Annotated in this window: 14 protein-coding genes; 3 read left to right on the top strand and 11 right to left on the bottom strand. The window is 59.8% G+C overall.

Annotated features, from left to right (window positions below; translation table 11 throughout):
- Positions 1-5 precede the first annotated feature (5 nt).
- The 9 genes from maiA to hmgA all read right to left on the bottom strand — a co-directional run bounded on the left by maiA (position 6) and on the right by hmgA (position 7,875).
- Positions 6-647 (bottom strand): maleylacetoacetate isomerase, encoded by a 642-nt coding sequence (gene maiA, locus ACFORG_RS08015; RefSeq protein WP_386734895.1) that lies wholly within the window; start codon positions 645-647, stop codon positions 6-8.
- Positions 648-765: 118 nt separating this feature from the next.
- Positions 766-1,308, bottom strand: a complete 543-nt coding sequence (locus ACFORG_RS08010) for a VOC family protein (RefSeq protein WP_386734894.1) — start codon at positions 1,306-1,308, stop codon at positions 766-768.
- Positions 1,305-1,511: a DUF2783 domain-containing protein gene (locus ACFORG_RS08005; protein WP_386734893.1), complete on the bottom strand. Its 207-nt coding sequence runs from the start codon at positions 1,509-1,511 to the stop codon at positions 1,305-1,307. Before ACFORG_RS08005 ends, ACFORG_RS08010 begins: the two co-directional genes overlap by 4 nt.
- Complete coding sequence (locus tag ACFORG_RS08000) at positions 1,511-3,127, bottom strand: FAD-dependent oxidoreductase (RefSeq protein WP_386734892.1); 1,617 nt, start codon at positions 3,125-3,127, stop codon at positions 1,511-1,513. The genes ACFORG_RS08005 and ACFORG_RS08000 overlap by 1 nt, the downstream gene beginning before the upstream one ends.
- A 142-nt stretch (positions 3,128-3,269) precedes the next feature.
- On the bottom strand, positions 3,270-4,220 hold the full coding sequence (locus tag ACFORG_RS07995) for an MBL fold metallo-hydrolase (protein WP_386734891.1): 951 nt from the start codon (positions 4,218-4,220) through the stop codon (positions 3,270-3,272).
- Positions 4,221-4,223: 3 nt separating this feature from the next.
- Entirely contained in the window at positions 4,224-4,580 is a 357-nt protein-coding gene (locus ACFORG_RS07990; protein ID WP_386734890.1) for a VOC family protein, read from the bottom strand.
- A gap of 6 nt (positions 4,581-4,586) precedes the next feature.
- Positions 4,587-5,843, bottom strand: coding sequence for a fumarylacetoacetase (gene fahA, locus ACFORG_RS07985; protein ID WP_386734889.1), 1,257 nt, complete (start codon positions 5,841-5,843; stop codon positions 4,587-4,589).
- Between the two features lie 51 nt (positions 5,844-5,894).
- Entirely contained in the window at positions 5,895-6,512 is a 618-nt protein-coding gene (locus ACFORG_RS07980; protein ID WP_386734888.1) for a LysE family translocator, read from the bottom strand.
- Positions 6,513-6,519: 7 nt separating this feature from the next.
- On the bottom strand, positions 6,520-7,875 hold the full coding sequence (gene hmgA, locus ACFORG_RS07975; protein WP_386734887.1) for a homogentisate 1,2-dioxygenase: 1,356 nt from the start codon (positions 7,873-7,875) through the stop codon (positions 6,520-6,522).
- Between the two features lie 57 nt (positions 7,876-7,932).
- On the opposite strand from hmgA, the gene ACFORG_RS07970 reads away from it, so the two are divergent.
- Positions 7,933-8,391 (top strand): MarR family winged helix-turn-helix transcriptional regulator, encoded by a 459-nt coding sequence (locus ACFORG_RS07970; protein WP_386734885.1) that lies wholly within the window; start codon positions 7,933-7,935, stop codon positions 8,389-8,391.
- 176 nt (positions 8,392-8,567) lie between these two features.
- The gene (locus ACFORG_RS07965) at positions 8,568-8,831 is read left to right on the top strand and encodes a VPEID-CTERM sorting domain-containing protein (protein WP_386734884.1); all 264 of its coding nucleotides are present in this window, start codon (positions 8,568-8,570) and stop codon (positions 8,829-8,831) included.
- 9 nt (positions 8,832-8,840) lie between these two features.
- On the opposite strand, the gene xrtE is transcribed toward ACFORG_RS07965, so the two are convergent.
- The gene (xrtE, locus tag ACFORG_RS07960) at positions 8,841-10,403 is read right to left on the bottom strand and encodes an exosortase E/protease, VPEID-CTERM system (protein ID WP_386734882.1); all 1,563 of its coding nucleotides are present in this window, start codon (positions 10,401-10,403) and stop codon (positions 8,841-8,843) included.
- Positions 10,404-10,416: 13 nt separating this feature from the next.
- On the bottom strand, positions 10,417-11,226 hold the full coding sequence (locus ACFORG_RS07955; RefSeq protein ID WP_386734881.1) for a division plane positioning ATPase MipZ: 810 nt from the start codon (positions 11,224-11,226) through the stop codon (positions 10,417-10,419).
- A 194-nt stretch (positions 11,227-11,420) separates the two neighbouring features.
- Here ACFORG_RS07955 and ACFORG_RS07950 point away from each other — a divergent pair, with 194 nt between their 5' ends.
- Positions 11,421-12,518 (top strand): hypothetical protein, encoded by a 1,098-nt coding sequence (locus tag ACFORG_RS07950; RefSeq protein ID WP_386734880.1) that lies wholly within the window; start codon positions 11,421-11,423, stop codon positions 12,516-12,518.
- Positions 12,519-12,525: the final 7 nt, after the last annotated feature.

Below are 12,525 nucleotides of genomic sequence, written 5' to 3'. Positions count from 1 at the left end.
GCGATCTACCCCTCGGGTTTGTGGTTGTCGGGATGCGCAGCTGCAAATGCCGGGTGATCGGCGCAGGCGGCCTCGACCGCAAGGGTCCTCTCCAATCCCGAAAGGTCCACTTCCCATCGCCGGGCGTTGTACATTTGGGGCATCAGGCAGATATCGGCGAAACCGGGGGCATCGCCCGTTGCAAACGGCGCTTGGTCAAACCCCTCCAGCAGGGTCTCGAAAGCTTCGAGGCCCGGCCGGATGAAATGGCGCATCCAAGCTCCCGGCATGTCATCCCGCCCACCGGACAATTCGGTTGCGAACTTCGCGACTTTGAGGTTGCAGACAGGATGGATGTCCACCGCCAGAACATGCGCGAGGGCCTGCACCCGCGCCCGTGCTGCGGGATCCTTGGGAAGCAGGTTCAGGCCGCGCGTCTGATCGAGATAGTCGAGGATCGCCAGGGATTGCGTGAGGCGCAATCCGTCGATCTCGAGCACCGGCACCAATCCCTGGGGGTTGCGCGCAAGATGCTCGGCGCTGCGATGTTCGCCCTTGGTCAGGTCTACGGGTATCTGGTCATAGCCGATTTCGGCCATGTTCAACGCAATCCTCAGCCGGTAGCTGGCCGATGACCGCCAATAGTCGTAAAGCGTCGCAGCACTCATCGCGTCTTCCCTTCAAATTGTTGTCCCGGTCGGAACGGATGCATCGCTCCGACCGGGATATCGGCCCTTGGCCGGGTTCACCGCACCCAAAGCCTTTCGGCTCGGAGCGCCGATCCGTTCAGACGCTACTCAATTCCTTGGCATGAAGCCAATCGGCATGCTTGGGGGCCTTCTTGGTTTTCGACCATTCCTCAAGCATCTCCCATTTGACTTCGTTCAACCGGGACAGCATTTTCTCTTCTTCGGGATCGGGACAGGCCAGTTCCACGCGGTGCCCGTTCGGATCGAAAAAGTAGATCGAATGAAAGATCGAATGATCCGTTACGCCAAGAACGTCGACGCCGTTCGCTTCGAGATGGTCCTTGAATTCCAGCAGTTCATCGCGGTCTTTCACCTTGAAGGCAATGTGCTGCACCCAAGGGGGGGTGTTCGGGTCGCGCCCCATCTCCGGCTTGGTCGGCAGTTCGAAAAAGGCCAGAACATTGCCGTCCCCTGCATCAAGGAACAGATGCATATAGGGATCCGGCTCATGCGTGGATGGTACATGATCTTCGGCGATTGCCAAGATGAAGTCCATGTTCAGCATCTTGCCGTACCATTCGACCGTTTCCTTCGCGTCCTTGCAGCGATAGGCGACGTGATGAATCTTTTCGATTTTCATGAGAGTTCCTCCTCCTTCAATGCAGCGGCTACCAATGCTTGGCGCAGCACGTCGCGGTCACCGATGTGATTTGCCAGCACGAGGACAAGCCGCGCGTTCAGCGCATCGCTTTCGGATTTTTCCAACCCTTCATGCGTTGCCAGCAATTCGGCATAAAAATCGTCCGGTGTGTCGATATTCGGTGTCAGGATCAGGTCGGCCATCACTGCAGGTCCTTTCCGGTGGCCCGGCGGATCGCATGCCGGAACTGGTTCTCGTCAAAGCTGGGGCGCCGCGCCGCGACATGCTGGTCAGGCCGGATAAGGTAGACACCGCTGTCGCAGTCACCGAGGTACCGGCGCTTGAGTTCGAGTGTCGGGTCGTCCTTCACCGAAAGTGCGAGCCGTTCGACGCGAATGCCGTCTTCCTCGATCACGTCGGGCGCGTCGGCATCTATGGTCAGCAGTGTGAACTTGCCGGCAAGTTTGGGTAGCAGGAATTCATCGCCGAGCGGCGCATCGGGACAGGGTGCACCGGGCCGCGTGCGATCCGGGCCGCCCAGGGCATCGGCCGAGTTCAGCGGTGAACCGTCATAGGTGCAGGGCACCGAAAGTCTGCCGGAATTGACCAGCGGGCGTGCGAATTCATACTGCTCGCTCAGATCGAGGACTGCATCCCGCAATACGCGGCTCATCTCGGATTTCGGCGTGATGAAATCGGTTGAGCGCGAAGAGTTGAGGATATTTTCGTCCGCGCCGTGCACCCTTTCGACATCGTAGCTGTCGAGCAAGCTTTCCGGTGCATTACCGTCGATCACCATCTTGAGCTTCCAGCACAGGTTGTCGGTGTCCTGCAGGCCCGAGTTGGCGCCGCGCGCGCCAAAGGGGCTGACCTGATGCGCGGCATCGCCGGCAAAGATCACGCGACCGTGCCGGAACTTTTCCATGCGGCGGCACTGGAAGGTATAGATGGACACCCATTCGAGTTCGAATTCCACGTCCTCGCCCAGCATCTGTTTCAGGCGCGGGATCACGTTTTCGGGGCGTTTCTCGCGTTCCTTGTCGATGTCCCAACCCAATTGCAGGTCGATCCGCCAGACTCCGTCGGGTTGCTTGTGCAGCAGGGCCGACTGTCCTTTGTTGAAGGGGGGATCGAACCAGAACCATCGCTCGGTCGGGAAATCGGCTTCCATGATCACATCGGCGATCAGGAAGTTGTCCTCGAAAACCCGGCCCACGAAATCGAGCCCCATCATCCTCCGGGTAGGTGAGCCGGCACCGTCGCAGGCGACCAGCCAATCGGCTTCTACTGTATAGGACCCTTCGGGGGTCTCGACCTCCAGCTTGACGTGATCATGATGGGTGCCAATCGCCTCGACCTTGTTGCGGCCGCGTATCTCGATCGGAGCGCCTTCGGATTGCAATTCGCGAACGCGATTCACGAGGTACTCTTCGAAGTAGTACTGCTGAAGGTTGATGAAGGCGGGGCGCTGATGGCCTTTTTCCGGCAACAGATCGAACTCGAATACCTTGCGGTCGTCAAAGAAGACCTTGCCGAGGTTCCAGACAACGCCTTTGTCCACCATCGGCTGACCGCATCCCAGCCTGTCGAGTATTTCAAGTGGCCGCTTGGCGAAACAGATCGCACGACTGCCGAAGCTGACCTTGTCGTTGTCGTCCAGCACCAGAACCTCGACCCCTTGCTGCCCGAGGTCGATCGCGGCGGCGAGGCCGACAGGACCTGCTCCGATAATGATCACCTGGTGGCGTACGGGGGCCGGCGCATCCTGGTCAGGACTTCTCTGGTAGCCGTAGATAGGCGTTTCAAAAATCTTGTTCACGGGGCGGTTCCTCCCAAACGAAATGCCGCATATGGGCACAGGTATCAGGTTTCCCGGCGCGCATTGACGCCGGGAGGGTTGCATCAAACTCCCAAAAATTTTTGCCGGGCGACACGATCTGGATCAATGTCGCCCGGTTAGATCAGCCCTGCAGGGCCTCCCACATCTCCAGATCGCGCTGAGCGGTCCAGATCCGGGGTGTCTCGATGCCTTGGGCTTCGTCATAGGCGCGGGCAACGTTAAAGGGCAGGCAGTGCTCGTAGATTGCGTAATCCGCGAACTTCGGGTCGCACTCCTCGCGCACCGCATCCCACGCCTCTTTCAGAGAGCCGCCACGAGCTGCGACCTTGGCGGCGGGGCGATACGTGCTTTCGACGAAATCCCGGGTGTTCTCGATGGCGGCATTCACCATTTCTTCGCCCACCAGCGCATCCCCGCGGCCCGGTGCGATTGCGTCGACGTTGAAGGCCTTGATGTTGTCGAGCGTGTTGCCCCAATCGGCAAAGTGCCCGTCGCCACAATAGCAGGCCGAGTGATACTCGACGATGTCGCCGGTGAACATCACGTTCTGATCGGGCACATGAATCACCGCGTCGCCTGCGGTGTGCGCGCGGCCAAGCTGCATGATGTCGACGCGGCGATTGCCGAGATAGACGCTCATCTTGCCGTCGAACGTCGTGGTGGGCCAAGTCAGGCCCGGGATGCTCTCATGCCCTTCGAACAGACGGGGAAAGCGCTGGAACTCGCTGTCCCAGTCTTCCTGACCGCGCTCCGCGACCATCCCGCGGGCTGCGCCGGACATGATGACCTGCTGCGCGTTAAAGGCGCTGGCGCCAAGCACGCGCACAGCATGATAATGGGTCAGAACCACGTGGCTGATCGGCTTGTCGGTGACACTCCGAACACATTCGATCACCTTGTTTGCGAGGCGCGGGGTGGCCTGCGCCTCGACGATCATCACGCTGTCATCGCCAATGATTACGCCCGAGTTGGGGTCGCCCTCGGCGGTGAAGGCGTAAAGCCCTTCGCCGACCTCGGTAAAGGTGATTTTCTTTTCGGTCATGTCGCCTTGCGACGCGAAAGCCTTGGCCATGCTTCAGTCCTTTTCAAGGAATTCCAGCCGGTTGCCGAAGGGATCTTCGGCAAAGAACCGGCGTCTGTTTTCGATTGTCTCGTCCCAGCGTGGGGTCTGGCCGGTGGCCTCAACCCTCTCCGCGACGATGTCGATATCGGTCACCGCGAAGCCCGGATGGGCCTTGCGGGCAGGGGCGAAACGTTCTTCCACCCCCAGATGCAGCTCGGCGCCGTCAAGCGCGAGCCATAGTCCACCACGCCCGCGCAGCGGCGCGGGTTTCTCGATCTCGACCAATCCCAGCCCGGCGCACCAGAACGCGCGTGCGGCATCCTCGCCGCCCGCAGGCATCGCAAGCTGGATATGATCGAGACCGAACATCGTGATTTACCGCGCGAACGGGTCTTTCAGCGCAGGCAGTACGGTGCCGACGCAATCGCCGAAACCGATCGTGTAGCCATCGCCCTTTGCCGCGCCCTTGAGCGAGAGTGTATCGCCGTCCTCGATGAAGCTGCGGGTTTCACCGCTGTCCAGCGTGATCGGTTCCTTGCCGCCCCAGCTCAGTTCGAGAAGCGACCCGCGCTGGGACTTCTCTGCGCCCGAGATCGTGCCTGAGCCGAGTAGGTCACCGGTATTCATCGGGCAGCCGGCGCTTGTGTGATGGGCCAGTTGCTGCGCGGCGGAATAGTACATCTCGTCGTAATTCGTGCGGGCAATCGTCGTGGCCGGTTTGCCCTCCGGTGCAATCGTAACCTCAAGGTCGATGTCATAGAGCATAGGCCCGCAATCCTTGAGGTGGTCGAGAAGCTCGAATTCGCGCGCCGGGGTGTCGGTGCGGAACGGCTCCAGCGCGGCTTTGGTGACGATCCAGGGGCTGATCGACGTCGCCGTCGCCTTCGCCTGGAAGGGGCCCAGCGGCTGGTACTCCCACGCCTGAATGTCACGCGCGGACCAGTCGTTCAGCAAGACGTAGCCGAAAATATGATCGTCGGCCTCTTGCACGGTGATCGGGCCATCCGACGGCGTGCCAACGATGGCTCCCATTTCCAGTTCAATATCGAACCGGCGGCAGGGCATGAAGGCGGGCTGGTCGTGGTCCGGCGATTTGAGCTGGCCCCACGGACGCCGGATCTCGGTTCCTGACACCACCACAGACGACGCGCGGCCATTATAGCCGATCGGGATATGCAGCCAGTTCGGCGGCAGCGCGTTTTCGGCTCCGCGAAACATGGTGCCGACATTCGTCGCATGGTGACGGCCAGCGTAGAAATCGGTGTACTCGCTGACGGCAAAGGGCATGTGCATCTCTGCCTCGTCCATCGGCACCAGAAGGGGCTCGACCTTGGCCTGTTCCTCGGCCCCTTCGGCAAGCAGGGCGAGCAGCCTTTCGCGCAGCGCGGCCCAAACGGCAGGGCCTTCTTCCATCAGTTCGTTCCAGAAAGGTACATCGAAAAGTGGCGTGTCCGACAGGGTAATCAACCCTTCGGCCTCTGCCGCGGTTACATCCAGAATCATGTCGCCGATGGCGACGCCACACCGCGGGTCGGTGCCTTCGGTCGAGAATACGCCATAGGGCAGATTGTTGAGGGGGAAGGGGTGCGCGGCGTCGTTCGCCGACGTCACCCAGGATTTCATTAAAGGCATTCGCGTTTCCTTTGGCGGTGCGGTGAAGATATGTCCACCATGATTTTTCGTTCAGCTTTCCAGCGACTTGAGACCCAACAGCGCGGCTGCTGCGATCATGAAGCCGCCACCGATCCGGTCAAGCCAGAGTTTGGCGTGCCCCTGAAGCCGTGCCGCCAGCCAGCTTGCGCTTGCGCCGTAGGCTGTCAGGAACATCCCGTCGATCACGAGGTAAGTCACTGACAGGAGGGCTAGTTGCGGCCAGAAGGGCAGGGCCGGGTCAATGAACTGTGGGAAAAGCGCAGCGAAGAACACGACAGCTTTGGGATTTGCGGCCGATGTCAGGAAGCCCTGCATCCACAAGGTTCTGCGGGATGATTTGAGGGCCATGCCGGCACTCTTTGCCTCGGCCCGCAGGATCGTGCGCAGGCCGAGAAACACCAGATATGCCACGCCCATCCACTTGATCGCGCTCAGAGCGGTCGCAGATGCGGCAAGGATCGCGGCAAGACCAAGCCCGGCTGCGAGCATCTGCAACAAGTTTGCCGTCAGGTCGCCCGCCGCCGTAAACAGACCCCGTTCCAGCCCATTGGCTGCCGAGTTGGACAGCATCAACAGTTGGCTGGGTCCGGGCGTGCTCATCAGCAGCAGGACGGTTGCCAAGTAGGTGATCCAGGTTTCCCAAGCCATCACGCGGTCACTTCTTTCCCGGTGTCCCGTCGAACTTTTTCTCGAGGCTTTCCCAGCAATCGATATAGTCGTCCTGCATCGGAGCCTCCTTTCCTGCAAACTCCGTCAGGTGCTGCGGGAAACGGGTTTCGAACATAAAGGACATCGTCCGATCCAGCTTGTCGGGGCCAAGATTGGCATTGGACGCCTTTTCGAAGGCTTCCTTGTCCGGACCGTGCGGCAACATCATGTTGTGCAAGCTCATGCCACCCGGCACAAAACCCTGCGGTTTGGCGTCGTATTGCCCATAGATGTTGCCCATCAGTTCGGACATGATGTTCTTGTGATACCACGGCGGGCGGAACGTATCCTCCATCACCATCCAGCGTTCGCGGAACAGCACGAAGTCGATGTTCGCCGTACCCGGCACGCCCGAGGGCGCGGTCAACACTGTAAAGATCGACGGGTCGGGGTGGTCGAACAGGATGGCGCCGACAGGGCAGTAGGTGCGCAGGTCGTATTTCACGGGTGCGTAGTTGCCATGCCACGCGACGACGTCGAGCGGGCTGTGGCCGATCTTGGTCGTGTGGAACTGGCCACACCATTTGACCGTCACGGTCGAGGGCACCTCGCGATCTTCAAAAGCGGCCACAGGCGATTTGAAATCGCGCGGGTTCGCCATGCAGTTCGCGCCAATGGGCCCGCGGCCGGGTAGTTCGAACTTTTGACCATAGTTTTCGCAGACGAAGCCTCTTGCCGGGCCGTCCAGTACCTCTACGCGGTAGACAAGGCCGCGGGGGATGATAGCGATTTCCTTGGGTTCAAGGTCGATGATCCCCAGCTCGGTCGCAAAACGCAGACGGCCCTCTTGGGGCACGACCAGCAGCTCGCTGTCGGCTGAAAAGAAATAGTCGTCACGCATCGACTCGGTCACAAGGTAGATGTGGCTGGCCATGCCGACCTGCGTGTTCACGTCACCAGCGGTTGTCATAGTGCGCATGCCGGTCAGCCAGGTTAGCTTGTCCTCGGTGTGCGGGACCGGATCCCAGCGGTACTGGCCCAACGATGTCACGTCTTCGACAACATGGGGGGCCGATTTCCAATAGGGCAGGTCGATACGGTTATAGCGATGCGAGTGCTTCACCGATGGCCGGATCCGATAGCACCATGTCCGCTCGGGACGTTCGGCGGTAAATGCAGTACCTGAAAGCTGTTCACCATAAAGCCCATAGTTGCATTTCTGCGGGCTGTTCATTCCCTGTGGCAGTGCACCGGGCAGCGCCTCGGTCTCGAAATCATTGCCGAAACCGGGCATGTAACCTTCGGTGGTGCCCACGGGCGTTGCGGCCTGCGTCAGCGTATGGGGATCTGTCGGACGGTTCATTGCGCGTTCCTCCGTTTGCTGCTTGCGGAATAATAGTTGATTTTGTAACTAACAACCATGCCAAAGCCTGAATCTGCCGAAAAAGATGAATTCGACCTGCGGGATTTCCTGCCGTTCCTCTTGAACCAAGCGGCCGAGGAAAGCTCGTTGCGCTTTCAAAACGTGTACAAGGGCCGCTATGGCATGCTGCGCACGGAATGGCGTGTGCTGTTCCACCTTGGGATCTACGGCGAGTTGACCGCCAAGGAGATTGGAGACCGTGCGCGCATCCACAAGACCAAGGTCAGCCGGGCAGTCGCGAAACTGGCCGAGAGGCGCTTTCTCGTCCGTACGCGCGACGACAATGACCGCCGGTCGGAAAAACTGCAACTCACTCAGCAGGGGCAGTCCGTGTATCGCGAACTGCGCGACGTCGCGCAAAGCTACGATTCGCAATTGGCCGCCATGTTCACCAAGGGCGAAGCCATCTTGTTGCGTATGATGCTGCGCAGGTTGGCGAACAAAGATCACGAATGATTCGAGGCATGCGCTCTGCGTTACAAGCGTCAGCATCCCTGTTTGTGTTTCTGATTTGTGAACAATCCATGACGTTGCGCCAGTTTTAAGGGTATTGCGTTGCTCAAAATCGCGGTTTCATTGCATGCAGGCGCGTCTGTGGTATGATTGTCTAGGTTCCTTTGGGGAAGATTGAGATGTCCGTTATCAAGAATGCAATTCTGTCCGCTGCCGCAATCGTTGCGAGCACAGGCGCTGCATCAGCGCAGTCGTCTTCTTTCTGGGATCGCTGGCGCGACTGGTTTGCCAACATTAACGATGGCAATACCGGCGGAAATACTGGTGGAAGCTACTCGCAGGTGCCGGAAATCGATGCATCCTCCGGACTTTTGGCCTTGGCTGCGATTCTGGCCGCCTCGTTGCTGATCTGGGAGATTCGCCGCCGCCGTCGGCGCGGCTAACCCACCTTTTCAGATAAGTGACCATTGCATTGTCGCCGCGGCCCACGCGGCGATTATTCCGTTTGCGACAACATGTGCCTGAATCGGGCTTGCCAGATGTCGCGTGCGCAACATCAAAAGACCAAACACGAGCCCTGAAACCAGTGCTGCGGCAAACCGGTCGTGCAACAGTGCGAAGGCCAAGCTTGATACACAAAGCGCGACGGCACGCCAGCCCCATCCGTCGCGGTCCAAACGGGTCAACAGGTATCCGCGGAAAAACAGCTCTTCGATCAGGGGGATCAAGGCGACGGTCGCGAAGACGCGCACCATGATCCACCCCGGTCCGCGTTCGGTCACCGACATATCAGGTTGGGCTGTCACAAGCCAGCCGACACCTACCGCGGTGCCGGCGACAAGGGCGATGCCGTCCATTCGCCAAGGGATCTGTCGCAGGGCAGGCAAACACCAGATCAACACGCCGACCATCATCGCGACCCGCAGAGGATAACCGCTTTCGGGATCCGGCCAGAAGGCTTGTGCGACAAGGCCCGAGATCATCATCACGATGAAAGGGGCAATCTGTGCGACAATTGGGTCGCGTGAAAGGGGGGGCTCTTCGGTCGGCGATACGTCTTGCCGGTGAAGCCAGCGCCAGCGATGCGCCACTGCCAGCACACCGATCGCCAGCAAGGTGAAAAGCAACCAGCCGGCGTAGGAATGAAAGCCGTTGAGCGCGTGATCCGGCGAGACCCAAGCGCCGATCATGATCAAAAGCGAGATCCGCAGGACGTTCAGCGTCCAACTTGTCAGCAGCGCCAAAGGATAAAGGACCAGCCAATACCGGGCCTGCCGGATTTCGCCGCGCATCAGCAAGGCATAAAGCGCCATGAAGATCGAGATGAGGGCGATCCCCTCGACTCCAGAGCACGGGCTGCCGACCTGCACGTTGAATCCGTCCATGCCGATCAGATGCATGTCGGGGTTGGCCCAGACGTCCGCGCCGGTCGAAAGCAGGACCAGATAGACCAAGGCAAAGGTCAGGTCTGTCAATGCCTGAAGATACCAAAGGGGTCTGAGACTATCGGCGAGATCGGGAACCAGCAGCGCGCCGGTCAGGACAAGTGGCAACAGGAACCCATCGCCCCGCAGCCACTCAAGCCATGCGCCTTCACGTCCGGTTGCAAGGAAAGCCCCCACAGCTCCAATCATTGCGCCCGTTCCCATCATCGCGAGGCTGGGAAGAAATCGCAGGTTGATCGCCTCCACCCCAAAAAGTGGAAGAGGCAGGAAGATCAGTATCAACCCGGCGATGTGAACTGCCCACCAGGTTGACGCGCCCGGCTGCACCGTGACCAGCCCCGCCAGCCGCCGAAAGGATGCGGGCCTGAGCCAGAAAAACAGGGCCAGCGCAGTGATGATTGCAAGCCCGCGCGCCGTCATCGAGCGCAATGCGCGGCAGGCCAGTTCCATTTCCGTGAGGCGACACTCTATAGACGCGATGACCTGGTAGACGATTATGATCGCAAGCAATTCCACCACGGCAAGTGCCGCAAGCAGGATAAGCCGACGCGCGCCAATATTCCCGGTCATCGGCATGACCCGGTCAGAACCGGACCTCGACGCCCGGAAGCTTGAGTTCCTTCATCATGTCGCGCAATTCCTGACGCGCCGCGATGTTCGAGATGTTCAATTGGCGCACGCCGATATCCTTGAGGTCGAGGAGTGTAAGCCCGCGCGGAAACAGTTCGCGAAAGATGACACGTTCCGAAAAGCCGGGCGCGATGCGAAAGCCGATGCGCTTGGACAGCATGTTGATCGCCCGTTCCATCTTTTCCTTGTTAACCATGCGCTGCGTACCGACGCGGTTGCGCACGACGATCCAATCGATGGGTTTCAGCCCGGCTTGCGCGCGCAGTTGTCGCGCGTTCCAGACCATTTCGGAATAGATTGACGGGCCAAGTATCTTTTCGCCGCCCGAGTCGATCCGTGCCAACAGGTCGAAATCAACGAAACTGTCGTTCAGGGGCGTGACCAGTGTATCGGCCAGCGAATGGGCCACTTGGCTAAGCCGGGTGTGCGAACCGGGACAATCGATGAGGATGAAATCGCTGTCGGCCTCAAGCTCGGCCACGGCTGCCGAAAGCCGATGATCGTAGATGTTTTCGCCCGGGCCAAGGGAGGCAGGGTCGATCTCGGGCAAGTTGTGATGCCTTGGAGTGGGAAGCGACAGGTCGGATTTCTTGAGAAACGCAACGCGATTGTCGAAATACCGTCCAAGGCTGCGTTGACGCAGGTCTAGGTCCAGCGTGCTGACCTTGTGTCCCAGCCTGGCCAGTGCCGTTGCGACATGCATCGAAACGGTGGATTTCCCCGCTCCGCCCTTTTCGTTTCCCACGACGATGATATGCGCCATGTCCGTTCCCCTGCGGCCGTCTTGATGCGGCTAATGCCTTCTTCCCGTACCACATCTTGGGGGTAATGCAATGCAAAGCCCCCATTAAGGGGACAACCGTCTTGGACTGTGCCGCCTGTACACTGGCCGCTAGCTGGAATCGGCGTTTCAGGGTATCCTTCCTCTATTGGATTTCGAAAATTTCAGGCGGCGCAATGGACATATTTGAACGTGTCATGCGGGCAGGGGGCTTTGCGGTTGCCATCTCGGCGATGCTGGTCATGCCCGGGATTGCGCAGCAGCTAGGTCAGGTTCCCGGTTTGCGAACTCAACTTGCGGCGGTCGTCGATGCACAGGGCTTCGGGCAGCCTGTACCGGCGGCGCGGATCATGATCCCGGCGGGGTGGTCGACGAAAGGCGGCGTTATCTGGACGCCTCAGGACAGCTGCAACCCTTATGGCTATAATTACGAGTGGCAAGCCGGATCGCCGGATGAAACGCAGGGAGTGTTCCTTCTGCCGATGGTTCGGTGGGTGGAGCAGGCCGACGGGCGTGGCTGCCCGCAGAAAAGCATCCGCGATGCGCGTGGCCTTCTGCAATGGATCACCGAAGCTGTCCTGCCGCAGGCGCGGATCATCGACTATCGCGCGCGCCCTGACCTCGTGCAGGAAGCCAACCTGAGAGGCGGCCGCACCGATTATGGCTACGGCATGAGCATGACCACGACGGTGGATGCCGGCGAAGTCCTGATCGCATTTCAGGACAAAGGACGGGAGATGCGGGCCTCGATCGCGGTCGCGATGATGAGCTGGGTTTCCGAAATGCAGGGTTCTTACGGGATGCCCGGCATCCGGGTGGCCGGAGGATCGTCTTTGCCCGGCTTTGGCGCTGTCGCGCCTGACGGACAGCTTGACCTGCGTACGGTTGAACTGATCCGCCGCTCGATTACGCCCGATCCCGAGTGGTCTCGCCGGATCGCGCAGCATCACCGTGTCATCGACCGTCAAAATGCGAAGGGCGCCATGGATCGCAGCCGCATCGTGTCGCGCACGAATAGCGAAATCAGCGACATCATTCACCAAGGGTATCAGAATCGCTTGAACATCCGAGCGCGCGGGGACCGTGAGGCCAGCGAGTACTATGGCGGGTACGAGACCTACAATGACCCCACCACCGGCGGCACGATCGAGCTTGACAGCGGATACCGCAATGCGTGGCAGATGAATGACGGGACATTCATCCTGACCGATGATGACAATTTCAATCCGGCTGATTTGAACATGCTTGGCCAGCGTCTGGACGTGACGCAATAGGAGGACA

It is taken from the genome of Lutimaribacter marinistellae, assembly GCF_042648365.1.
Classification (GTDB): domain Bacteria; phylum Pseudomonadota; class Alphaproteobacteria; order Rhodobacterales; family Rhodobacteraceae; genus Lutimaribacter_A; species Lutimaribacter_A marinistellae.
The sequence above is the reverse complement of the archived record's forward strand: the minus strand, read 5'-3'. Positions and strand labels throughout refer to the sequence as shown.

Excerpts from the sequence above, each read along its gene's own strand:
- ACFORG_RS07980 (WP_386734888.1), bottom strand. The coding sequence starts at position 6,512 with ATGGCTTGGGAAACCTGGATCACCTACTTGGCAACCGTCCTGCTGCTG.
- hmgA (WP_386734887.1), bottom strand. The coding sequence starts at position 7,875 with ATGAACCGTCCGACAGATCCCCATACGCTGACGCAGGCCGCAACGCCC.
- ACFORG_RS07955 (WP_386734881.1), bottom strand. The coding sequence starts at position 11,226 with ATGGCGCATATCATCGTCGTGGGAAACGAAAAGGGCGGAGCGGGGAAA.
- ACFORG_RS07950 (WP_386734880.1), top strand. The coding sequence starts at position 11,421 with ATGGACATATTTGAACGTGTCATGCGGGCAGGGGGCTTTGCGGTTGCC.
- ACFORG_RS07970 (WP_386734885.1), top strand. The coding sequence starts at position 7,933 with ATGCCAAAGCCTGAATCTGCCGAAAAAGATGAATTCGACCTGCGGGAT.
- maiA (WP_386734895.1), bottom strand. The coding sequence starts at position 647 with ATGAGTGCTGCGACGCTTTACGACTATTGGCGGTCATCGGCCAGCTAC.
- ACFORG_RS07990 (WP_386734890.1), bottom strand. The coding sequence starts at position 4,580 with ATGTTCGGTCTCGATCATATCCAGCTTGCGATGCCTGCGGGCGGCGAG.
- ACFORG_RS07995 (WP_386734891.1), bottom strand. The coding sequence starts at position 4,220 with ATGGCCAAGGCTTTCGCGTCGCAAGGCGACATGACCGAAAAGAAAATC.
- ACFORG_RS08010 (WP_386734894.1), bottom strand. The coding sequence starts at position 1,308 with ATGAAAATCGAAAAGATTCATCACGTCGCCTATCGCTGCAAGGACGCG.
- ACFORG_RS07965 (WP_386734884.1), top strand. The coding sequence starts at position 8,568 with ATGTCCGTTATCAAGAATGCAATTCTGTCCGCTGCCGCAATCGTTGCG.
- ACFORG_RS08005 (WP_386734893.1), bottom strand. The coding sequence starts at position 1,511 with ATGGCCGACCTGATCCTGACACCGAATATCGACACACCGGACGATTTT.
- fahA (WP_386734889.1), bottom strand. The coding sequence starts at position 5,843 with ATGCCTTTAATGAAATCCTGGGTGACGTCGGCGAACGACGCCGCGCAC.
- xrtE (WP_386734882.1), bottom strand. The coding sequence starts at position 10,403 with ATGACCGGGAATATTGGCGCGCGTCGGCTTATCCTGCTTGCGGCACTT.